The organism is Paenibacillus artemisiicola (assembly GCF_017652985.1).
Taxonomy (GTDB): domain Bacteria; phylum Bacillota; class Bacilli; order Paenibacillales; family Paenibacillaceae; genus Paenibacillus_Z; species Paenibacillus_Z artemisiicola.
Genome location: NZ_JAGGDJ010000001.1, coordinates 243,212 through 264,018 on the forward strand (window position 1 = coordinate 243,212; position 20,807 = coordinate 264,018).

The window sequence follows — 20,807 nt, forward strand, 5'->3', positions numbered from 1 at the left end:
CCGGCTTACGACGTTTTCGCCTGCGCGACGATTGCTTCGACGTGGCCGCGCAGCGCCTTGATGAACGCGCGCATCGCATGGCCGACATAACGGTCGCTGCGGTAGATCAGGCAGATATCCTGGCTCGGCACGGGCTGCGTCAGGCGCACGGTCGCGATGTCCTTGCGGTCCATATGATCCAGCAGCAGGCGCGGCAGCACGCACGCGCCGATGCCGCTTTCGACCATGCGGAGCAGGGAGGAGAGCGTCGTCGATTCCATATGCGGCTTCAGGCGGAAGCCGTGCTCCATGCAGAAGCGGTCGATCAGCCGCCGGCATTGGTGCTCGGGCGGGAAGAGGACGGTCTTCACGCTCTGCAGCCGGCGCAGCGGGACGGATGCTTCCCGCGCAAGCGGGACGGACGCGGCGACCGCCAGCGCGAATTCCTCGCGGAAGAGCGGAATCTTCGTCAGGCGCTCGTCGGCGACCGGTTCGATCGTCACCCCGACGTCGATGGTCCGGTCGAGCACCCGCTCCGTCACGTCGGCGCTCTCCAGCAGGGAGAGCGAGATCGCCGGGTGCGCCCGATGGAACGCGAGCAGCAGCGAATCGAACATCAGGTCGGCGTCGCCGGGCAGCACGCCGATGACGAGGGCGCCGCCCTTCGTCTGCTTCAGGTCGGCGATAGCGTCGCTTGCGCGGCGCAAATGCCCGAAAACGGCCGCGCCGTGCTCCCGCAGGATTTCGCCGGCCTCGGTCAGGAGGATGCGTTTGCCGCTTCGCTCGAACAGGAGGACGCCGAGCTCTTCCTCCAGGCCGCGGATCTGCTGGCTGATGTTCGGCGCGCTGACGCCCGTCTTCTCGGCGGCCCGCGCGAAATGCAGCTCCTCGCATACCGCCATAAAATAGTGCAGCTGTTTCAGCTCCATGCCGGAACCTCCCTTCTTCGCCATAGCAATCTTTGTTCCGGTCTCACCCATTATAGCGTTCGCGCGGATGCGCTCCAAGGGCGTTCGGTAAGTCTCGCTTAATCCAATGGTAAGGCGCGCTGCATTGAGCGGACGCGGCAGGCGGCCTATACTGGGCACAGATCGGCCGTTACCATCCCAAAGGAGGAATCATCCATGTCCGAAATCATCGTAAACTCGGCGCTGACGCTGCGCCGCATCGTGCTGCAGCAGGTCGACGCCATCCCCGAGGAGCTGTTCGACGTCCAGCCCGCCGGCTTCAACAACACCGTTCGCTGGAACGTCGGGCATCTCGTCTATTGGGCGGACGCGTACATGACGCTCTGCTTCGGGTCCGGCTCCGGGATCCCGTCCGCATACGCCGCCTTCTTCAATTCCGGCACGAAGCCGGCGGATTGGACGGAGGCGCCGCCGTCCAAGGCGGAGCTGCTCCGCGAGCTGTCCGCCCAGCTCGACCGGTTCGCGGACATCGCCCCTGACCGTCTGAACGCGCCGCTTGCGCCGCCGCTGCGGCAGGGACCGCTCGAGTTCCATGCCGCGGGCGAATTGTTCAACTTCGCGCTGATGCACGAGGCGATGCATCTCGCGGCTTGCGGGAGCTTGCTGAAAGCCGCCGTCCCCGCCTAAGCGCCCGGCGTTCCGCCCGGCTGCGGCCGGGACGCGCGCCGGTCGGGCCGGATGCCGTACCGTTTGAGGCGCCTCCGGGCAGCGGCGGCAGTTACCTCAAGGTTACTGAGTAAACGTTTTTTCACTCCTTACCCCGCATCGGCGCCATTGGTATACTGAGGGCAGGTCCAACCGGCCGTTCACAGGGAAGGGGAAATCAGAATGAACATCTTGATCACCGGGGCTTCCGGAAGCGTGGGTTCGGGCGCCGCGGAGCAGCTGCGGGAAAACCACGACATCCGCTTGTCCGACGTCGTCGAGGTCGACGCGGAGCTGCCGTTCCATCTCGCGGACGTTCGCGAGCCGGGCGCGCTGGACGCCGCGTCCGAAGGCGCCGACGTCATCGTGCATACGCCGGCCTGGCACGGCATCCATATGGGGCAGCGCTCCGAAGAGGAATTTTACGCCTTGAACGTGACGGGGACGTTCAACATGTTCCGCTCGGCGGTCCGCAACCGCGTGCGCCGCGTGGTGTGGCTGTCGAGCATGTCCGTCTACGGCGATGATTTCTATGCGTACACGAAGAAGCTCGGCGAACAGCTGTGCCGCTATTATCACGAGCATCACGGCATCGAAGTCATCATGCTGCGGCCGGCGGATTTCACGCCGTTCCGGGATCTTCGCCACTATGGCGAACGCATGCTGCACGGCGGCGTCGACCGGCGGGACGTCCTGCAGGCCGTGGAGCTCGCGGTAGACGGGCCGCAGAAGTTCGGCGCCTATCATATCGTACGGGAGGACCGGTTCACGGAGGACGACGCGCGGTCGTACGCCGATGCGCCGGCGGATGCGTGGGAACGCTTGTATCCCGGCGCGAAACGCGTGATCGAGCGATACGGCTTCCGGCTGCCGGACGCCGTACGTCCGCCCGATCTGGCGAAGGAGCGGGAGGAGCTGGGCTACCGGCCGGCCTATCACTTCGGCACGTTCCTCGCGGAAAGCGCGCGGGACGGGGAGATCGTCGAATGACGGCGGCGAAGCTCGGCCTCGGCGGCCATTCGTTCATCGCCGAGCTCGGCAACGATCCGCAGGCCTCGTTCGAGGAGCAATGCGCGATCGTCGCCGCCTGCCTCGACAGCGGCGTCGGCTTGATCGATACGACGTATTACCAGGAGCGCGTCGCGCTCGGCGACGTGCTCGATCGGCTCGGACGCCGGGACGAGGCCGAGATCATGGCGTGGAATTTCTTCAAGCGGCCGGGCAAGGAAGGGGAACTCGTCGGCTTCACGCCGTACGAGCCGGAGCATCTCGCGGCGATGCTGGCGGAGCTGCGCACGGACCGGATCGACGTGCTCGTCGTGCACGTCCATGACGACGAAGCGCGGCTGCGCGCGGAGCTGGCGCTCGCCGCGCGCTGGGTGAGCGAGGGACGGGTCAAGCGCGTCGCGCTCGGCATGGCGCGTCCCGAGCATCTGCTTGCGCTGCCCGAAGGCCATCCGGTAACGGCGGTGTTGGCGCCGTACAACGCCTTCTACCGGGAGGCGGGAGAGCTGTTCCGGCTCGCGAAGGAGCGGGGCATCGCGACGATCGCGCTGTCTCCGTTCGTCCGCGGCTGGCGGCTGGACGAGCTCGGGGCGGACAAGGACGACGCGGCGGATATTTTGCTCCGCTGGGCCGCGACGCAGCCGGCGGTCGACCGCGTCATCGTCTCGATGCGCCGGGTGGAATGGGTCGACGCCAATCTGCGGGCGGTCCGAAGCGGTCCGCTGAGCGAAGCGGAATCGGCTCGACTGCGCGGCTGGCTGTCGCGAGGAGGCTGAACCGCCCGCGGTTCTTCTAAGTAATGGCCGTCAGGCATAGTCGGTCATCTATGGCCGTAACGAAGGGAAAAGCCCCGGGCTCCGGGGCTTTTTTTTCCTAATTTATGGAACCTTATGGCGCGCCGTCGCGTCTGGAAAGCGTATTCGTTCCGAATATCCATCGAACAGGGGGCCATGCCATGCTTCACCGATCACGCAATCGCACGCTGCTCTTGACCTCGCTTTTGACCGGCGCGTTCCTGCTGCCGGCATCCGCGCCGCCCGCACTCACCGCCGGCTCGGCCGTCGGCTCTATCGCCGCAGCCGCATCGGCCGACGGCAATGCCGTGAAGCTGACCTACAACGGAAAAGCGTTCGTACCGAAAGCGGCGCCTTTCGTCGCCGGCGGCACCGTCTATCTCCCGCTCCGGGACATCGGAGAGCTGCTCGGGCGCTCGTCTACTGGAACGCGGCTGATCAATCCGTCACGATGCAAGCTCCCGAACGGAAGGCGAGGCTGGCGTTCGGCTCGACGACCGCGACCGTCAACGGCAGGGAGGTCGCGCTGAGCGCGCCGCTGCGGCGCGCAGGCGGCCAGGTCTTCGCGCCGCTCCGGTTCTTCGCGGAAGCATTCGGGGTCGCCGTCGCATGGGACGAGGCGGGCAAGACCGCCGCCTTGACGCAAGCGAAGCCGTTCGTGAAGGCATACGACGGCGGCACGCTATGGCTGAACCGCGGCACGGGCGACCTGTACTGGGCGAAGGACGAGCAATCGCCCGTGCTCGGCATCGGACGGGTGGACGCCGATTTTCAAGGCGAGCTGACGATCCGCTCGAGCGGCTTCAGCGGCGGCCAAGCGGTCATCACCATCGTCGACAAGTACGGCGGACCGCCGGCGCATTACGACGCGTACGAGGCGTTCATTCGCGACCGGACCGTCTTCGCGCAGAAGAAAGCCAGCTACGACCGGCGGTTCGACCATAACGTCACCGTGCTGCCCGTCGAGGACGGGGCAGGCGGCTGGCTGTTCCGCACGGTGCTGACGGACGGGCGGACCGCGACCGTCTATGACGAGACGGGCAAGATCGCGGAGGAATACGATTTAACCAAGCTTGCTGGTGCCGAAGACAGCTATTCGCTGCTCTCGATCGGCGGCGACTATCTGCTCGTTCGGCCGAATCGGACGGGACTGCTGACGCTGATCGACCTGAAAGACCGTTCCGTCACGGCGCTCGCCGGCAAGCTCTTGACCGGGAAGGACCTGGATTACGCGCTCCATAACCAGGTTCCGTATCCGGGCGACGAGCTGAGCTTTGCCGCGGACATGGGACACGGCCAGCTGGATTTCTTCTACGACAGTCCGCTCGGCGGCCCGTACGCGCATGACCGGTTGTCGTATTTCCGCCCGTCTTACGCGGAGGAGCAGGCCGCGCTTCCCAAGCCCCGGACCGTCCGGGAGCAAGCGGCGGGCTGCGCGCCCGAGACCGTCAAGGCGGTCGACATGCAGGACGCCGACCAGCTCTACCTGCCGCTGATCGGCGCCGATCCGGACGACCGGGCGGCGATCGCGAAGGTCTGCGGCATGCTGAAGAAATTCGCGTCGAACGGCGTCCGCGAAGACATCCCGAAGGTGCCGGACGACCAATTCTTCCACGGCATGAGCATCGTCTTCGCCGGCGGCGACGGCGCCATCCTGTACGAGACGCAAGGGCCGATGCTCGTCTACGGCGGGACCGGCGGGAAGAACAGCCTCGTGCTCCGCGACGGCGCCGCCGTTCATGATTTCGAAGCGCTGAAGAAATTGCCGTACATGGACATCGCTCCGAACCCGCTCCGCTTCGGCCAATCGGCGCATTTGCGGGGGGACGACGGCGATACGGCGAAGAACGGCAAGCTCGCCGTCCATTGGACGCCGATGACCGGCGCGGCCGGTTCAGGGTCCTTGACGGTGTACGAAGGGACGACGACCTACGGCCGCTACGACGTCAGCTTCCCTATGCCGGCCTACGGCAAGGCGGAGGACGGAACGCTCCGTCCGATCGCGCCGGGCAAAGGGTACTTCTCCCTGGTCCCCTATACGGGCGGGGCGCCGTTTTACGCCGAGGTTCAACCGGCGGAAAGCGCGTTTCTGTCGGTCAACGGCGTGCCTGCCGCCGATCCCGCGCTGATGCCCTTCGCGAGCGAGGGCCGCGTCTACGTGCCGGTGCGCGCCGTCGCGTCGCTGTCGGGCCAACCCGTTCAATGGGATCCGGCAACCCGCGCCGTCTTGATCCGGACGAAGCCGTCCGAAGCGAAGCGCGGCGCGGGCATGCGCTTGTGGATCGACGGCAAGCCGGCGGCGGCGGAGCTGCAGCCGGTATTGCGCGGCGGGACGGCTTACGTGCCGGTCCGCGCGGTGACGGCGGCGTTCGGGCTGCCCGTCGCTTGGAACGCCGATAGCCGGAGCGTGAACGTGACGGTTCCGCCCGTCAATGCTGCCGCCAAAGCCGCCGGCAAGGCGTGACGGGCGGTCTATGCATTTGCGGCGGCGCGTGATAGAATAGGCTGACTTCGCCGTACAGACAGACGCAAGAACGATTTCCCTCCCGGAACCATCGCTTGGTCGTACGCGCAGCAAAGGGGGAATCGCAATGGTTAGCGCCGTCATTCAAGGCTTCGTCTTGGCGCTCGGTCTCATTCTGCCGCTCGGCGTGCAAAATATGTTCGTCTTCAATCAAGGGGCGACGCAGCGCCGCTATGTCCGGGCGCTCCCGGCCGTGCTCGTCGCCTCGCTCTGCGACACGCTGCTTATTCTGCTCGCGGTGCTCGGGGTCTCGACGGCCGCGTTCGGCATCGCGTGGCTCAAGCTGACGCTGATGCTCGCCGGCATCGTCTTCCTGCTGTACATGGGGCGGGCGACCTGGAAGAGCGGCGCCGGCACGGGCGGCGGCGGCGAACCGCCGGCTCCGCTCGGTCCGCGCCGGCAGGCGGCGTTCGCGCTGTCCGTGTCGCTGCTGAATCCGCACGCGCTGATGGACACGATCGGCGTGATCGGCACGAGCTCGCTCAATTACGAAGGCGCGGACAAGATCGCCTTCGCGGGCATCTGCATCCTCGTCTCGTGGCTGTGGTACTTTGCGCTTGCGCTCGCGGGCCGCATCGTCGGCGCGAAAGACCGCGCCGGCCGCCTGCAGGCGGGGCTGAATCGGTTTTCCGCCCTCGTCATGTGGGGGACGGCGGCGTACCTTGTCTACATGCTGCTGGCTTGAGCGCGCAGCACGGTCGCCGTCCGCGAATCCGCGCCGGCCATGCCGAACGCCGCGTCCGCCAGCAACGACAAAACGCCAACCCGATGGTTGGCGTTTGTCGAATGTCTTCTTCGTTTGAAGAACGCCAACCCGATGGTTGGCGTTTTGTTCATTGTGCGGCTTTTTCCGTATGCCGGCGCATGGCTGCTTATAACTGCGACGCCTTGGCGAACGTCTTCCGGTAATGCTTCTCCAAGCCGACCGAGATGAGATGGAAGCCGAGGATGAAGACCACGTAGGCGGCGAGCGGCACGAACAGAATCCACTGGTTCGTGAACAGGTTGTCCCGCGCCTGGCCGACGAGCCCGCTCCATTCGTTCGTCCGGCTGAGGTATTCGACCGGATCGAACAGCATTTTCGTGCCGCCGACGAAGATGTTCAGGATCGCCAGCTGGCCGAACAAGCCCAGAATCAGCACGATCTCCTGCACGAACAGGATGAGGAAGCTTTCCTTCATATGCGGAAACACGTGCTTCCGCAAAATCCGCCAGGAGCCGGCGCCGATCGAGCGGGCGGAGAGCACGAACTGTTTCTCGCGGACGATCGCCGTCTTCTCCTTCATCGTGCCGGCGACGGACGGGATCCCGACGGCCGTCAGCACGACGGCAAGTATAAGCGACATGGCCGGCGCGGACGCCCCGGGATTCATCGTGATGCCGATCATGATCATCCAGACGATGACGAAGACCGGAATGCCGTTCAGCACGTTCCAGAGCGGCAGGCGTCCCGCGCGCGGCTTCGCCTTGCCGAAGTAGCCGGCCATCAGCCCGAGAAGGCCGCCGATCGCCATGCGGGCGAGAGCTACCGCGAACGCGACGAAGATCGTGTACCGCGAACCCGCGAGCAGCTTGGCGAGCATGTCGTAGCCGTATTTGTCGGTGCCGAGCGGATACGACGCCGACGGCGGAAGCGGCGGAACGGTCAACGTGCCGCCGCTGTAGCTGACTTGCGCGGACTCGTTCAGATCGTGAGGCGCGAAGTAATGGCCGAACAGGGAGGCCAGGATCATGAAGGCCGTGACGACGAGGCCGGCCAGCAGCGTTTTGTTCATCGCACGATCACCTTCTCCCAGCCGTACACGACGGCGCGCAGCAGCGCGTACACGGCAGCGTAGAGCGCAAGCAGCGCGAGCAGTCCGTTGACCACGAGGCCGTATTGGTACCCTTTGTAGGCGAACGCGTTGGAGAAGACGAAGAGCGTCACGCCGTTCAGGTTGTACAAATATTCGAAAATGAACAGGTTGCCGAACAGGATGCCCATGAATTTATGCAGGTCGGCCTTAATGAAGGGGAGCACGTTCGGCAGGGCATGGAAGAACACGATGTAGGTTTTCCCGAGCCCGCGCGCTTTGGCGAAATTGATATAGTCCTCCGTGAACGCGTTGTTCATCTGCAGGGCAACGTTCCGGACCATGTAGTTGGCCGGTATCAGAATCGTCGAGATGAGCGGCAGCGCGAACGCCGGGTCATCCGAGGACGCGCTCGCGACTTTGAAGACGACCATGCCGGTCTCCGACGCGACGTACACGACGAGGAACTGCAGCAGGATGACGATAACGAAATCCGGCAATATGCCCGTCAGCTCCAGGACGCGCTTCATCCAGCGGGCGCGGGACACCGCGAAATACACCCCGAGCAGCACGCCGCCCGTCAAGCCCGCCAGTCCGCCGACGACGGTGTAGAACCCCGAGATGGAGAAGCTGGCGCCGATCTGCGCCCAGAACGACAGCTCCGTCTTGCCCGACAGATAACGGAACGAGCTGCCGGAAGAGAAGCCGGCGAAATAATGGCGGATGCCGGCGAAGCCGTCCCCCCAATGAAATTGCAGGGCGGCGCCTTGGCTGCCCTGCAGCACGGCGGGGAACATGGCGAACAAGAGAACGAACAACAAAATGCCGGGTACGATTAACACGGCCTGTAAGGCTTTTGACATGCGGGGCATTCCTTTCTTGGGATAATCGAACGATTCTCGTTCAAGTATAGCCCCTTCCGCGATAAAAACAAGACTTGACTCGACAGATTTTGACATATAACAAACATCTTATGTCAGCTTTATCGCACCGATAAGGAATCGCTGCCTTCCATGTCCGGTTTCGGCGCCGATCAGCCCAGGTAGAGCCCGATCTCGGCATCGTCCCGGAAACCGAGCTGCCGGTAGACGTTCAGTCCCATGCCGCTGGCCTGCAGCACGGCGAGCCGTCCGCCGGCGGCTTGTCCTTCGCGAACGGCATGCGCCGTCAGGACGCTCCCGATCCCGAGGCGCCGGAAGCCTTCGGACGTGGCCACGTTATAGATGCCGATCGTCTCGCCGTCATGCACCGCGGTCGCCGCGCCGGCCGGCTTGCCGTCCAGGAAGCCCACGTAATGACGGAACGCCGCGTCCTCGCCGGTCCCGGCGATTTTGTTGATTTGCATGAAGACCTCGCCCGCCTCGCCTTCCAGTCCGAAGGCCGGCAGGATGACGTCCTCGAGCCAAGCGAAATCCGCCTCCGTTCGGACCGGCCGGATGTCCAAGCCGGCCGGCGCGGGAACATCGGGCGTCCAATCGGCCAGCGGGAGCGACATCCCGGTCATGACGCCGGCATGCTTGAATCCGTGCGCTTCCAAAGCGCGCGCGAGCTCGGCGGCGTCGCGGTCATGCGACCAGGTCAGCCACGACAAGGGAAGACCGCGTTCGCGGTAACGGTTCGCGATCGCGCCGATGTCGGCGGCCGCGCCCGCTTCGTCTGCTCCTTCGTAGGCAATGACGCGGTTATACAGCGGATGCGGGAGGTCGGATTCGTATCGGATCGCCCGCGGCGTACGCTCGAAGACGATGCGAGGGCTGGACAGGCTCATGTGCTCCAGCGTGCGGATCATATTGCGTTTAATCGTTTCGGGGATGGTTGTCATGGGTCGGTCCTCGCTCTGCTGAATGAATTTGCCGTGCCCACAGGAGGACACGGCCTGTAGATTAAACGACAAAAAGTGACGTTTTGTTGCATGGTTCCGCTAAATACAGGCTGGCGGCGAAAGCTTCAGGGCCGAACCGCGATAGGGGGACCGCTCGCCCGGAGCTGAACGGCTTTGCCGTGCCGGGGACTTTGCGTCCCGACGGAAGAAATGGAATATTTTCGTCGGCGGCACGGGAAAATAACAGCTAACGCGGAACAGGAGGTATCAGGGTGAAACGGTTCAGCAAACGGAAGCGCACGCAGCCCGGGTATCCGGTTTTGCCGGAGGACTTCGACGCGGGAGACGGGGACGACACGGGCTTGTCGGCGGATTTGGAGCGGAACGAGGCGGAGTTCCGGGCGCGGTTCGACAACTGTTTCGACATCGTCTTTCACCGCGGGACGCTGAGCGGCGGCGAGCGGTGGCTGGTCATTTATTTGGCGAGCATCGCCGACGAGCGGCTGATCGACGAACAAATTCTGAAGCCGGTCAACGCCTTCGGCGAAGCGCGAATGGAGGGCCGGCCGCTCGGCGCGCGGGCGCTGGACGAGCGAGTCGTTACCGCGGGAGCGACCAAGCGGTCGTCCGACCCGAAGGAGATCGTCCGCAACGTGCTGGACGGATTCGCGGCGGTGCTGGCGGACGGAGACGATTCGGCGCTGCTGGTCATGGCCACGAACCCGAAGCAGCGCGGATTGGAGGAGCCTTCCTCCGAGCAAGTCATTCGCGGACCCCGGGACGGCTTCATCGAGAACCTCGCCGTCAACATCGGGCTGCTCCGCATCCGGCTCAAAACGGCGCGCTTGAAGATGGAACCGGTCACGCTGGGGGAGCTGACGCAAACCAAAGTGGTGCTGTCCTACATCGCCGGGCTCGCCGACGACTCGCTGGTCGAGGAGGTCCGGACGCGGGTCGAGCGGATCGAGATCGACGGCATTCTGGATTCCGGGTACATCGAGGAGTTCATCGAGGACCTGCCGTATTCGCCGTTTCCGCAGGTGCACAGCACGGAACGCCCCGACGTCGTCGCGGCCGAGCTGCTGGAAGGCAAAGCGGCCCTGCTCGTCGATAACACGCCGTTCGCCCTCGTCATGCCGATGACCTTCTGGACCGGCTTGCAGGCGAGCGAGGATTATTATACCCGCTGGCCCGTCGCGACCTTCGTTCGCTGGATCCGGTTCCTGTTCATCTTCATCGCCGTCTTCGCGCCGTCCCTGTACGTCGCGGTGACGACGTTCCATCAGGAAATGATTCCGACCAACCTCGTGATCAGCATCGCTTCCTCGCGGGAAGCCGTGCCGTTCCCGGCATTCATCGAAGCGATCTTGATGGAAATCACGTTCGAAGCGCTGCGGGAAGCGGGCATCCGCCTTCCCAAGCAGATCGGACAAGCGATCAGCATCGTCGGCGCCTTGGTCATCGGGCAGGCGGCCGTGCAAGCGGGCATCATCTCCGCGCCCGTCGTCATCATCGTCTCGATCACGGGCATCGCGACGTTCACGATTCCGCGCTATAGCTTCGCGAGCGGGGTCCGGCTGCTGCGGTTTCCGATGCTGTTCCTGGCGGGGACGCTCGGGCTCTATGGAATCGTGCTCGGCTTCCTCGGCATTCTGCTGCACGTCGCGTCCTTGCGGTCGTTCGGGGTGCCGTACTTCGCGCCGGCGGCGCCGACCATCGTATCGGACTTGAAAGACATTTACATCCGCGCGCCGATCTGGGCGAAGACGCGGCGCCCGAAGCTAATCAGCCGCGCCGATCCGGTTCGCGAGCCGGACGGCCAGAAGCCCGGCCCCGGCCGGGGCAGGCGTTCGCCGTAAAACGGACGGACGCAGCCGGAAGCGGACACAGAGAGGAACCGAGGCATGAACTTATTGCGATGCGCGTGCGCCTGCTTCGCCCTGATCTTCCTGAGCGGCTGCTGGGACCGGACGGAGATTAACGATCTGGCGTTCATTACGGGCGCCGCCTTCGACAAGACGAAGGAAGGCGCCTACCTGCTGTCGGTGCAGATCGCCATTCCGTCCGTTTCCGGCGAAGTCGGAGGCGGCGGGGGCGGCGGGAAGCAGAAGAAGTTCTTCGTCCTGTCCGCCGTCGGCAAGGACGCGAACGAAGCGTTTCTGATGATTCAGAAGAAGAGCTCCCGGAAGTTGTTCACCGCGCACCGCAGCGTCATTTTCATCGGCGAAGCGTTTGGCCGGCAGGGAATCGGGGAGATGCTGGACGTGTTCACCCACGATCCGAGGCAGCGGCTGCGAACGTACATGCTGGTCGTCAAAGGCGGGCAAGGGCGGGATATTCTGCAATCCTCGTATCCGTTCGAACAGGTTCCGGTGGAAGCCGTCAAGGAGATGGAGATCGGGCGAAGCGAGCTCGCGGTGACGCTGCGGGACTTCTTCATGGCGTCGTCCGGCCAAGGCGTCGATCCCGTGATCGGCGTCATTCAGGCGGAGACGCGGGAGAAAGCGGAGGTCCGAAGCGATACCGAGATGCTCGAGCTGGCCGGCACCGCCGTCTTCAAAGACCTGAAGCTGGTCGGCATGCTGGACGGGTACGAAACGGACGGCTTCATGTGGGCTGCGGGCCGCATGAAGCAAGGCCGCGTGAACGCCGCAATGCCTGATGGCGGCGTCGTCGGCATGGAAGTCAATCACGCCGAACGCCGCATTGTCGCGGACGCAAGCGGCAAACGGCTTCGGCTGAAGATCTCTCTGACGGGGGAGGGCACCATCATCGAAAATAACAGCCGGTACGATATCAGCCGGCCGGACAATCTGGACGCCGCCCGGCGCGCCTTGGAGAAGGCGACCGAAGGGCAGGTTCGCGCGGCGCTGACGAAGCTGCAAAAGCAGTTCCGGGCGGACAGCGCGGGATTCGGCTCCGCGCTTTACCGCCGTCATCCGAAGCAATGGCGCGCGCTTCAAGGGGATTGGCACCGAAGATATGCCGAAGCGGTCATCGCCGTCGACGTCCAATTAAAGATCGGCGGTTCCGGAATGGCGGGTCCTCCGCTGCAATTGAACGATAAGGAGATCATCAAATGATCGTGAAATTGACGGTTTTCGTCCTGATCGCCGCCGTATGGTCCGTGGCAGGCATCCGCGCTCTGCGCGGCCGGGAGCAAAACAAAGAAGCCGCGCTATACGGCGGCATCATGGGGATATCCGTCGCGCTCGGCTGCTTGTTCATCGCGCGCGTCCATGTCCCGAGCTTCATCCGGCCCTGCCAGATGGTGCTCGAGCCGATCGGAAAGCTGCTGCTACGGTAGCGACGGCTCGGCTGCCTTCCTGCGCAGGCTGTCGACCGCGAGCAGCAGCAGCGGAAGGAGCGTATGATTGAAGAAGGCAAGGAGCGGGAACGTGTAGATGAGGTAATTCACCAACTCCGCGCCGTTCCTGAAGATCCAGACCGATCCGACGGCCGACAACAACGTAAGCGGCGCGACGAGATCGCGGTAATTCCGGATGCCGAACAGCTCCTTGACGCACAGGCATAAAATGAAGAGCGAGACGGAGACCTTCACGAAGCAGCCCATGACCCACATCGACACGGCAACGGCTTCCAACCGCTCGAATGAACCGGAAATGCCGATGTATTGAATGACGCTCAGGAACGAATACGTCAGCTTGCTGGTCATCGGCCCGAGCACCATGATCGTCATGAGGACGATGGTAAACGACGAGAGGACGATGCCGGCAAGCGCGAGCAGCGAAGCCTTGCGGGCTTTGCCCGGGTGGTTCAAGTACGGCAGGAGCCACCCCAAAATAAAAAATTGATTCATGTACCCCCCGGCCGGGCTGAACGCGCCTTGGAGCACCGGCACGATGCCGTCCCCCAGCACTGGCTGCAGCTGCTTGAGATCGGAATCCATGGTCGTCAGCACCAAGAGCGGCAGCAGGAGCACGAGAATGAGCATAGTCAGAAATTCGTTGCTTCTGCCGATGACTTCGATGCCGGCCAAGGCGGCAAAGCCGCACAGGATCAAGAACGTTACCGTGGAGACGATCGACGGGCTGTTCGGCAGCAGGAGCGTCTTCAAGAATCCGGTGTGCTGATAGACGATCGTGGTGATCGACACGAACCAATAGTAGATGTAGTTCAGCGCCAGCAGCTTGCTAAGTCCTTTGCCGACGATTTTCGAGCTGTATTGGGTCACCGTAAGCCCCGGATACCGATTGCCAAGCACGATCATGATCCAGATGGTGACAAGCCCCGTCGCGGCGGCGGGAAAAACGGACATCCAGGCATTTTGCTTGCCGAACATCGCCATGATGGACGGGACGGTCAGCATATTGGTGGATACGATAAACGTAAAGAGCATGTAGCCAAGCTGGGAGCCGGTTATTTTCTCCGTAGTCTGCATCGTCGCCTCTCCTTGCCACTGTCAGGGTGTTTCCAGTATTCGCAGAGACCCACCCAATTATACCCAACCGAAGCAAGCGGTACGGAGAGTCCGTCTTAGGCGAAATGCGCCCGCACCGCGGATAAGAACGCGGTCAGCGCCGGCGTCTCGAGCGCGTCCTTGCGCCGGATGAACACGGTCCTGAGGATCGCGTGCTTGCCGGCGACGTCGTGACAGCGAATGCGCCCCTGCTCGGCGGGCTCGGCGACGATGGACCTCGGCATCAGCGAGATGCCGAGTCCGGCGCTGACGCAGGCGATGATCGTCTCGATCGAGGCGAACTCCATCAGCTTGTCGGGAATCAGCCCTTGCTCCTGCAGCAGCAGATTCATGCGCGCCCGGTACGAGCAGCCGGCTTTGAACGCGAGGATCGTGCGCAGCCCCGCGTCCCGGATCGAGTCGACGGGCGGGTGGGAGGCGGGGGTGACCAGCACGAGCTCCTCGTCGACGACGTGCTCCTGCACGAGCTCGGGATGCTCGACGGGACCGGTCACGAACGCGCCGTTCAGCTGATAATGAAGCACGTCGTTCACATGCTGCTCGGTCATGCCGGTGACCAGGGAGAAGTCGACGCCCGGATGCTCGCGATGATAGTCGGTCAGCAGCGCGGGCAGCCGGATGGCGGCCGTGGTCTCCAGCGCGCCGATCGCGAGCGGGCCGGCGGGCTTGGCGGAATCGCCGACGGCCGCGCGGGCTTCTTGGACGATGTGCAGGATTTTCTCGACGTACGTCTGCAGAATCTGCCCCGAGGCGGTGAGCGTAATGCCGCGGTTGTGGCGGTAGAACAGCTGCGTGCCCAGATCGGCCTCCAGCTGCTGAATTTTCTGGGTGACGTTGGATTGGGCGAAATTGAGCCGCTGCGCCGCTTTGGACAAGCTGCCCTCCTGGGCGGCGGCGTAAAACGCGCGTAGCAATTGAATATCCATGGCGTACTCCTTTTGCGATCGGATTTCGTGATACCGGCCATCTAGAATTCATAGTATGCACGATAGCGAGTTCATTGTATGATCGGTTTGCGGTCAGGAACGACGGAGGAGGCGGTCAAACGAGCGGCAGACGGACGGACGCGCTATTGCAATCGACCTACTGAAAGGTAGAATTACCGCTTAACCTAAACGATACCACAGGAATGCAGGAAATGAAAACTGTCCCGTCGTTTTTCGCATCGCTTGCGATCGTCAGGTCCATCCTAAGCAAGGCGGATTCATAAGCGACCATTACCTATTTACTAATAGATAAATTAAAAGGAGTGCATACACGATGAATTCCCTTCAAAACCTGCAAGGAAAAACATTCGCGATTACGGGCGGCAGCAGCGGGATCGGCAAAGCCGTCGCGATCGAACTGGGAAAGCGCGGCGCGAACGTCGTCATTAACGGCCGCCGCGAAGACGCGCTGGCGGCAGCCGCGCGCGAAATCGATCCGACGGGCGAACGCGTCGCGTACGTCAGCGGCAGCATCGCCGACCGTGCGGTCGCCGAACGTTTCGTTAACGCCGCGCTGACTCGCTTCGGCTCGCTGGACACGCTGGTGAACAACGCCGGCATCTTCATGGCCAAGCCGTTCACGGCTTACACCGCGGAGGATTACGACGCGCTCTTGACCACGAACCTGAACGGTTTCTTCCACGTGACCCAGCTGGCCGTGTCCGAAATGCAGAAGGCGGGTTCGGGCCACATCGTCAATATCACCGCGAGCGGCGCCGGCGAGCAGCCGATCAAAGGCGTGCCGTCCGTGCTGACGTCCTTGACCAAGGGCGGTTTAAACGCGGCGACGCGGTCGCTCGCGATCGAGCTGGCCGATCAAGGCATCCGCGTGAACGCGGTGGCGCCGGGCGTCATCAAGACGCCGATGCACGCGCCCGAGACGCACGCGGCCATGGCCCCGCTGCATCCGCTCGGCCGCTTGGGCGAAGAACGCGAAATCGTGGAGGCGATCCTGTATCTGGATGCCGTCGCCTTCATTACCGGGGAAATTCTTCACGTCGACGGCGGACAAAGCGCCGGCCGCTGGTAAAACGCCGATAGTAGACCTTTAGCCGTTCCGTTATTCAGCCAATCGAAAAGGGGCCGAGACTATGCTGTACGAGCTGCGCATATATACGATTCCGCCGGGCCGCATGCAGGCGATGCTGAACCGCTTCCGCGACGATACGATTCGGATTTTCGCCCGCTATGACATGAAGGTGACCGAATTTTGGGTCGACGCGGACGAGTCGAAGAACCGCTTGTATTACGTGCTGGAGCACCGCGACGCCGAAGCGCGCGAACGGAATTTCGAAGCGTTCATGAACGATCCGGAATGGCTGGCCGTACGGGCGAAGACCGAGCAGGACGGCCCGTTGTACGAACATATCGATATCGTGTACATGCACAAGGCGCCATTCTTCAAGGCGCCAGAACCGAACCGCTGATTTTCGCCGCTGATTTTCAGGGCTGCGCGGGCCAACCCCCGCAGCCCTATCAAACCAAACAAAACTCAACACGACAAGGAGCCAACATCATGAAAACATTGGTTATCGTCACGCACCCGAATATCGAAGCATCCCGCATCAACAAAGCATGGATCGAAGAACTTCGCCAGCAAACCGACGTCACGGTCCATGAACTGTACAAAGCGTATCCGGACGAAAAGATCGACGTCGCGGCCGAGCAGCGCCTGGTCGAAGCGCATGACCGCGTCATCTTCCAATATCCGATGTTCTGGTACAACACGCCGTACCTGCTGAAAAAATGGTTCGACGAAGTGCTCCAGTACGGGTGGGCGTTCGGACCGGAAGGCACCAAGACGGCCGGCAAAGAAATCGGCGCCGCCGTGTCGACGTACGGCACGGAAGAGTCGTACCAAGCGAACGGCTTCAACCGCTTCACGCTGCGCGAAATTCTGCGCCCGATCGAAGCGATCGCCCCGTTCATCGGCGCGACATATCTGCCGCCGTTCACGCTGAGCGACTCGTCGAACCTGTCGGACGAGCGCCTGGCGCAAAGCCGGATCGATTACGTCCGTCACATCCGGAACGCTAAGCCGGTCGGCGCGCGCGATTAATCGGTTCCGGTATAGCTTGGCCGAACCTGCGGCCTATCATCCAAGCCGCCTCCTTCGAGGCGGCTTTTGTCGTGTTCGGGAGGCGATGGGGAGCACGCGCGGCCAGGTTCGGATCGGTCATTCGATAGGGCGAACGGGGAGGGCGATATCAGATGTCCCGCCAATCGGGCAAAATCGGTTAAGCTTCGGACCGGTCGCGGTGGTATAATGCCTGTATTGTCTTCATACCCCCGTCCTAAGGAGTGTACTTGTCACGATGTCAGAACCCGATGAATCCGCGCTGAATGCCTCGTCCTTTACGAAGTTCTGGGTTTCGCGCACGTTGTCGTCCACGTCCTTCCAGATGCTGTCCGTCGCGATCGGCTGGCAAATGTACGACCTCACCCATGACGCCTACAGCCTCGGTCTGGTCGGGCTTGCGCAATTTTTGCCCATGCTGCTGCTGACGCTGGTCGTCGGACAGGCCGCGGACCGGTTCGACCGCCGGCTGATCGTCGTCCTCTGCCAGTTTCTCGAAGCCATTATTACCGTCCTGCTGCTCGTCGGCACGCTCGCGGGCTGGCTCGGGCGCACGGAAATTCTCGTCGCGGCCGCGGTTCTCGGCGCCTGCCGCGCGTTCGAAGGACCGTCCTCGTCCGCGCTGCTGCCAATGCTCGTGCCGAAAGCGCAGATGCAGAAGGCGATCGCGTGGACGACGTCCGCGGGCCAGACGTCGCAAATCGTCGGCCCGACGCTCGGCGGCGTGCTCATCGCCGCCGGTCCGGTCTACGCGTACGTCACGGCGGCGGCGGCGCTGCTGATCGGCGCCGTGCTCACGCTCGGGATCCGCATGGCGCGCACCGTGCGCATCGCCGCCCCGGTCACCTTGCGCTCCGTCTTCTCGGGACTGGTGTTCGTCCGCCGCCATCCGGTCATCCTCGGCACGATCTCGCTCGATCTGTTCGCCGTGCTGCTCGGCGGCGCGACGGCGCTGCTGCCGATCTTCGCGGAGGACATCCTGCACACGGGCGCGCTCGGGCTCGGTCTGATGCGGACCGCGCCGGCGGTGGGCGCGCTGCTCATGTCGCTCGCGCTGGCGTACTTCCCGCTGCGGCGGGCGCTCGGCCCGATCCTGTTCGGCGCGCTGGCCGTATTCGGACTCGCGACGATGCTGTTCGCCGTCTCGACCAGCATCTACCTGTCCTTGGTCGCGCTGCTGCTGATCGGCGCCTCGGACGTCATCAGCGTCGTCATCCGCTCGTCGCTCGTGCAGCTGCAGACGCCGGACGAGATGCGCGGACGCGTCAACGCGGTCAACTCGCTCTTCATCGGCACGTCGAATCAGCTCGGCGAGTTCGAATCAGGCACGCTCGCCGGCTGGCTCGGCGCGGTGCCGGCCGCCTTCATCGGCGGCGTCGGGACGATCGCGGTCGCCGCGCTGTGGATGGTGCTGTTCCCGTCGCTGCGCCGGCTGCGGTCGCTCGACGGCGAGGCATAGCCTTGGACCGGGCCGGGCGAATGATGCTGCCGGCGGCGGGCGAACGGTGCTCCCGGCGGCCGCTGTACAAAAACCTTCCTCGTTGAGGAAGGTTTTTGTTTTGCGGAAGAGGTGCGGGGCGCGGGCGTGACATTTGGCGAAAGAGCCGTATCGGTGCGGTACATGCGGGTGAAACCGGCGATTCGGACGAAAGAGCGGTACGAGGTACTGTACATGCGGGTGAAACTGGCGATTTGGACGAAAGAGCGGTACGAGGTACTGTACATGCGGGTGAAACTGGCGATTTGGACGAAAGAGCGGTACGAGGTACCGTACATGCGGGTGAAATCGCCGCTTTGTGCGAAAGAGCTGTACCAGATACGGTACATGCGAGCGAAATCGCCGCTTTGGACGAAAGAACGGTACCAGGTACCGTACATGCGAGCGAAATTGCCGCTTTGGGCGAAAGAGCGGTACGAGGTACGGTACATGCGAGCATAACCGTCGATTTGGGCGAAAGAGCGGTACAAGATACGGTACATGCGAGCATAACCGTCGATTTCGACGAAAGAGCGGTACGAGGTACCGTACATGCGAGCGCAACCGACGATTTCGACGAAAGAGCGGTACGAGGTACCGTACATGCGAGCGGAACCGCGCTGGCCGCCGCCATACGCGTTTCCAGTCTTTTGAAACTTTTCCTCCGAGCTCGCGTCTAGTAAACTGAAAGTCTATCTACTATACGCGAATAGGGAGAATAGCGATGAACCTCAAAAAGAACGCAATCCTGGCGATCGCCGCTTCCGCCATGCTGCTGGCGTCGGCAACGTCCGGCGCGCCGGACGCGGCAGCGGCCGCGGCGAAGCCCGTCAGCATCGTGCTGGACGGCTATCCGCTGCCGTTCCCGGCCGCGCCGTACGTGGCGAACGGCACGACGATGGTGCCGTTCCGCGCCATTGCCGAAGCGCTCGGCATTCAGGTTGACTGGGCGAACCGAACGCTGACGGCGACCAAATCGCAGAACGGCGCGGTCCGGAAGGTCGTCCTGCACCAGAACGACAAGAAAGCGCTCGTCAACGGGCAAGCCCAGCAGCTCCGGGTCGCGCCCGCGGCGAAGGACGGCTCGATCTTCGTGCCGCTCAGTTTCTTTAGCCAGCAATTCGGGGCGACGGTCGGCTGGGACGGTCCCTCGCAGACGGTGTCGATCACGTCGCCGGTCGCCAAGCTGTACACGGAAGCCTTCTACGCGATCTCGTCGTATAAGGAAGTCGGGCTCGTCCGGAAGTTCGATTCCGTCTCTTTCGGCTGGACGCGCATCGACGCGACGGGCAAGCTGACGCTGGCCGGCCAAGACTTCTTCTGGCCCAAGCCCGCGGGCGACGTGACGCCGGAGTCGATCGTGCAAGATGCCGCCGAAGCGGGCGGCAAACCGATGCTGATGGCCGTCGCGATGGACGGGAGCGGCGAGCTGACGAAGCTGCTGTCGGACAAAACCCTTCAGGCGGACGTGATCGGCCAGCTTGTCGGCTTGGCGGCGCAGAACGGGTTCGGCGGCATTACGCTCGACTTCGAGGGGCTCGGCTTAAGCGGCGATCTGCCGGCGATCCGGCAATCCTTCACCGATTTTGTCGCGGCCCTGAACAAGAGCGCCAAAGCGTCGAACCTGACGCTCGCGCTCGCGCTGCATCCGCTCAACAGCTCGTACCGCGGGTACGACTATAAATCGCTGGCCGCGCATGCGGACGAAATCATCATGATGGCGTACGAATATTCGTACGAGGACGGCCCGGAGCCGCTGAACCGCATCGACGAGGCGATCCGGCTCGCGCTTGCGGAGGTGCCGAAGAGCAAGCTCGTGCTCGGCATCTCCATGGGCAGCGAAACCGCGGCGACCGTCAACGGCAAAATCGGCCTCGCCAAGCGCTACGGCTTGAAAGGCGTGGCGTTCTGGCGCCTCGGTCTGATGGGCGACCAGACGCTGGCGGCCATTCAGAAGTCGGTATTCCTTCGCTAAAGGTTGACCTTTTGAAAGCGACTAACCTATAGGACAGCAGCTACTCGCCGAAGCGCGTACTTCCAAGCGGCCCGAAGATTGGCTATCCCGGGCAGCCCGCTGAGCGCGGCAGGCGTCGCGTTCGTGCGCGGCGCGCTTCAGGGCGCTTGATTCCGAAACCGAGTCGAGGTTAAGCGATGAATGAGAGCCGAGCGAGTCGATGCCGCTCGAATGGCTCGGCGAGCTTGCTGCGCAGGTCAAAAAGGACGAAAAAAGCGTCAAAACGAAGCAATGCTAGCAGCGTTTCATGCGAGAAGACATGGGTCCTGCCGCCTCCGGGCG

General features: G+C 63.3%; 21 protein-coding genes. 14 read left to right on the top strand and 7 right to left on the bottom strand.

The window, feature by feature from the left end:
• Positions 1 to 5 precede the first annotated feature (5 nt).
• Positions 6 to 908, bottom strand: a complete 903-nt coding sequence (locus I8J29_RS01075) for a LysR family transcriptional regulator (protein WP_208845740.1) — start codon at positions 906 to 908, stop codon at positions 6 to 8.
• 195 nt (positions 909 to 1,103) lie between these two features.
• Here I8J29_RS01075 and I8J29_RS01080 point away from each other — a divergent pair, with 195 nt between their 5' ends.
• From I8J29_RS01080 to I8J29_RS01100, 5 genes are all read left to right on the top strand, one after another.
• Positions 1,104 to 1,574, top strand: coding sequence for a DinB family protein (locus tag I8J29_RS01080; RefSeq protein WP_208845741.1), 471 nt, complete (start codon positions 1,104 to 1,106; stop codon positions 1,572 to 1,574).
• A gap of 201 nt (positions 1,575 to 1,775) precedes the next feature.
• Positions 1,776 to 2,582: an NAD-dependent epimerase/dehydratase family protein gene (locus I8J29_RS01085; protein WP_208845742.1), complete on the top strand. Its 807-nt coding sequence runs from the start codon at positions 1,776 to 1,778 to the stop codon at positions 2,580 to 2,582.
• Positions 2,579 to 3,373 carry an aldo/keto reductase gene (locus I8J29_RS01090; protein ID WP_208845743.1) on the top strand — a complete coding sequence of 265 codons (795 nt, stop codon included), beginning with the start codon at positions 2,579 to 2,581 and terminating at the stop codon, positions 3,371 to 3,373. The genes I8J29_RS01085 and I8J29_RS01090 overlap by 4 nt, the downstream gene beginning before the upstream one ends.
• Before the next feature lie 307 nt (positions 3,374 to 3,680).
• Entirely contained in the window at positions 3,681 to 5,855 is a 2,175-nt protein-coding gene (locus tag I8J29_RS34365) for a copper amine oxidase N-terminal domain-containing protein (protein WP_338113020.1), read from the top strand.
• Between the two features lie 127 nt (positions 5,856 to 5,982).
• Positions 5,983 to 6,600 carry a LysE/ArgO family amino acid transporter gene (locus tag I8J29_RS01100; RefSeq protein WP_208845745.1) on the top strand — a complete coding sequence of 206 codons (618 nt, stop codon included), beginning with the start codon at positions 5,983 to 5,985 and terminating at the stop codon, positions 6,598 to 6,600.
• Here I8J29_RS01100 and I8J29_RS01105 read toward each other — a convergent pair.
• From I8J29_RS01105 to I8J29_RS01120, 4 genes are all read right to left on the bottom strand, one after another.
• Complete coding sequence (locus tag I8J29_RS01105) at positions 6,582 to 6,752, bottom strand: hypothetical protein (protein WP_208845746.1); 171 nt, start codon at positions 6,750 to 6,752, stop codon at positions 6,582 to 6,584. The two genes, I8J29_RS01100 and I8J29_RS01105, sit on opposite strands and share 19 nt — an antisense overlap.
• 35 nt (positions 6,753 to 6,787) lie before the next feature.
• Positions 6,788 to 7,690, bottom strand: coding sequence for an ABC transporter permease (locus tag I8J29_RS01110; RefSeq protein WP_208845747.1), 903 nt, complete (start codon positions 7,688 to 7,690; stop codon positions 6,788 to 6,790).
• Positions 7,687 to 8,571, bottom strand: a complete 885-nt coding sequence (locus tag I8J29_RS01115; protein ID WP_208845748.1) for an ABC transporter permease subunit — start codon at positions 8,569 to 8,571, stop codon at positions 7,687 to 7,689. The genes I8J29_RS01110 and I8J29_RS01115 overlap by 4 nt, the downstream gene beginning before the upstream one ends.
• Before the next feature lie 170 nt (positions 8,572 to 8,741).
• Positions 8,742 to 9,530: a GNAT family N-acetyltransferase gene (locus I8J29_RS01120; protein WP_208845749.1), complete on the bottom strand. Its 789-nt coding sequence runs from the start codon at positions 9,528 to 9,530 to the stop codon at positions 8,742 to 8,744.
• A gap of 272 nt (positions 9,531 to 9,802) precedes the next feature.
• Here I8J29_RS01120 and I8J29_RS01125 point away from each other — a divergent pair, with 272 nt between their 5' ends.
• The 3 genes from I8J29_RS01125 to I8J29_RS01135 are packed head-to-tail and all read left to right on the top strand — an operon-like array spanning position 9,803 to position 12,837.
• Positions 9,803 to 11,389, top strand: coding sequence for a spore germination protein (locus I8J29_RS01125; RefSeq protein ID WP_208845750.1), 1,587 nt, complete (start codon positions 9,803 to 9,805; stop codon positions 11,387 to 11,389).
• Positions 11,390 to 11,434: 45 nt separating this feature from the next.
• Positions 11,435 to 12,613, top strand: a complete 1,179-nt coding sequence (locus I8J29_RS01130) for a Ger(x)C family spore germination protein (protein ID WP_208845751.1) — start codon at positions 11,435 to 11,437, stop codon at positions 12,611 to 12,613.
• Positions 12,610 to 12,837 (top strand): hypothetical protein, encoded by a 228-nt coding sequence (locus I8J29_RS01135; protein WP_208845752.1) that lies wholly within the window; start codon positions 12,610 to 12,612, stop codon positions 12,835 to 12,837. Before I8J29_RS01130 ends, I8J29_RS01135 begins: the two co-directional genes overlap by 4 nt.
• Here the strand turns inward: I8J29_RS01135 and I8J29_RS01140 are convergent.
• Both I8J29_RS01140 and I8J29_RS01145 read right to left on the bottom strand, forming a co-directional pair.
• Positions 12,829 to 13,932 carry a GerAB/ArcD/ProY family transporter gene (locus I8J29_RS01140; RefSeq protein ID WP_208845753.1) on the bottom strand — a complete coding sequence of 368 codons (1,104 nt, stop codon included), beginning with the start codon at positions 13,930 to 13,932 and terminating at the stop codon, positions 12,829 to 12,831. The two genes, I8J29_RS01135 and I8J29_RS01140, sit on opposite strands and share 9 nt — an antisense overlap.
• 95 nt (positions 13,933 to 14,027) lie before the next feature.
• On the bottom strand, positions 14,028 to 14,897 hold the full coding sequence (locus I8J29_RS01145; RefSeq protein WP_208845754.1) for a LysR family transcriptional regulator: 870 nt from the start codon (positions 14,895 to 14,897) through the stop codon (positions 14,028 to 14,030).
• A 334-nt stretch (positions 14,898 to 15,231) separates the two neighbouring features.
• On the opposite strand from I8J29_RS01145, the gene I8J29_RS01150 reads away from it, so the two are divergent.
• From I8J29_RS01150 to I8J29_RS01175, 6 genes are all read left to right on the top strand, one after another.
• Positions 15,232 to 15,987: an SDR family NAD(P)-dependent oxidoreductase gene (locus tag I8J29_RS01150; protein WP_208845755.1), complete on the top strand. Its 756-nt coding sequence runs from the start codon at positions 15,232 to 15,234 to the stop codon at positions 15,985 to 15,987.
• A 61-nt stretch (positions 15,988 to 16,048) separates the two neighbouring features.
• Positions 16,049 to 16,384: an NIPSNAP family protein gene (locus I8J29_RS01155; protein WP_208845756.1), complete on the top strand. Its 336-nt coding sequence runs from the start codon at positions 16,049 to 16,051 to the stop codon at positions 16,382 to 16,384.
• An 89-nt stretch (positions 16,385 to 16,473) separates the two neighbouring features.
• On the top strand, positions 16,474 to 17,016 hold the full coding sequence (locus I8J29_RS01160; protein ID WP_208845757.1) for an NAD(P)H-dependent oxidoreductase: 543 nt from the start codon (positions 16,474 to 16,476) through the stop codon (positions 17,014 to 17,016).
• 256 nt (positions 17,017 to 17,272) lie between these two features.
• The gene (locus I8J29_RS01165) at positions 17,273 to 18,493 is read left to right on the top strand and encodes an MFS transporter (protein WP_208845758.1); all 1,221 of its coding nucleotides are present in this window, start codon (positions 17,273 to 17,275) and stop codon (positions 18,491 to 18,493) included.
• A gap of 126 nt (positions 18,494 to 18,619) precedes the next feature.
• Positions 18,620 to 18,973: a hypothetical protein gene (locus tag I8J29_RS01170; protein ID WP_208845759.1), complete on the top strand. Its 354-nt coding sequence runs from the start codon at positions 18,620 to 18,622 to the stop codon at positions 18,971 to 18,973.
• 262 nt (positions 18,974 to 19,235) lie between these two features.
• The gene (locus tag I8J29_RS01175) at positions 19,236 to 20,486 is read left to right on the top strand and encodes a stalk domain-containing protein (RefSeq protein WP_208845760.1); all 1,251 of its coding nucleotides are present in this window, start codon (positions 19,236 to 19,238) and stop codon (positions 20,484 to 20,486) included.
• Positions 20,487 to 20,807: the final 321 nt, after the last annotated feature.

Coding starts and splice junctions, on each gene's coding strand:
- I8J29_RS01075 (WP_208845740.1), bottom strand. CDS start 908: ATGGAGCTGAAACAGCTGCACTATTTTATGGCGGTATGCGAGGAGCTG.
- I8J29_RS01080 (WP_208845741.1), top strand. CDS start 1,104: ATGTCCGAAATCATCGTAAACTCGGCGCTGACGCTGCGCCGCATCGTG.
- I8J29_RS01085 (WP_208845742.1), top strand. CDS start 1,776: ATGAACATCTTGATCACCGGGGCTTCCGGAAGCGTGGGTTCGGGCGCC.
- I8J29_RS01090 (WP_208845743.1), top strand. CDS start 2,579: ATGACGGCGGCGAAGCTCGGCCTCGGCGGCCATTCGTTCATCGCCGAG.
- I8J29_RS01100 (WP_208845745.1), top strand. CDS start 5,983: ATGGTTAGCGCCGTCATTCAAGGCTTCGTCTTGGCGCTCGGTCTCATT.
- I8J29_RS01105 (WP_208845746.1), bottom strand. CDS start 6,752: ATGAACAAAACGCCAACCATCGGGTTGGCGTTCTTCAAACGAAGAAGA.
- I8J29_RS01110 (WP_208845747.1), bottom strand. CDS start 7,690: ATGAACAAAACGCTGCTGGCCGGCCTCGTCGTCACGGCCTTCATGATC.
- I8J29_RS01115 (WP_208845748.1), bottom strand. CDS start 8,571: ATGTCAAAAGCCTTACAGGCCGTGTTAATCGTACCCGGCATTTTGTTG.
- I8J29_RS01120 (WP_208845749.1), bottom strand. CDS start 9,530: ATGACAACCATCCCCGAAACGATTAAACGCAATATGATCCGCACGCTG.
- I8J29_RS01130 (WP_208845751.1), top strand. CDS start 11,435: ATGAACTTATTGCGATGCGCGTGCGCCTGCTTCGCCCTGATCTTCCTG.
- I8J29_RS01135 (WP_208845752.1), top strand. CDS start 12,610: ATGATCGTGAAATTGACGGTTTTCGTCCTGATCGCCGCCGTATGGTCC.
- I8J29_RS01140 (WP_208845753.1), bottom strand. CDS start 13,932: ATGCAGACTACGGAGAAAATAACCGGCTCCCAGCTTGGCTACATGCTC.
- I8J29_RS01145 (WP_208845754.1), bottom strand. CDS start 14,897: ATGGATATTCAATTGCTACGCGCGTTTTACGCCGCCGCCCAGGAGGGC.
- I8J29_RS01150 (WP_208845755.1), top strand. CDS start 15,232: ATGAATTCCCTTCAAAACCTGCAAGGAAAAACATTCGCGATTACGGGC.
- I8J29_RS01155 (WP_208845756.1), top strand. CDS start 16,049: ATGCTGTACGAGCTGCGCATATATACGATTCCGCCGGGCCGCATGCAG.
- I8J29_RS01160 (WP_208845757.1), top strand. CDS start 16,474: ATGAAAACATTGGTTATCGTCACGCACCCGAATATCGAAGCATCCCGC.
- I8J29_RS01165 (WP_208845758.1), top strand. CDS start 17,273: ATGTCAGAACCCGATGAATCCGCGCTGAATGCCTCGTCCTTTACGAAG.
- I8J29_RS01175 (WP_208845760.1), top strand. CDS start 19,236: ATGAACCTCAAAAAGAACGCAATCCTGGCGATCGCCGCTTCCGCCATG.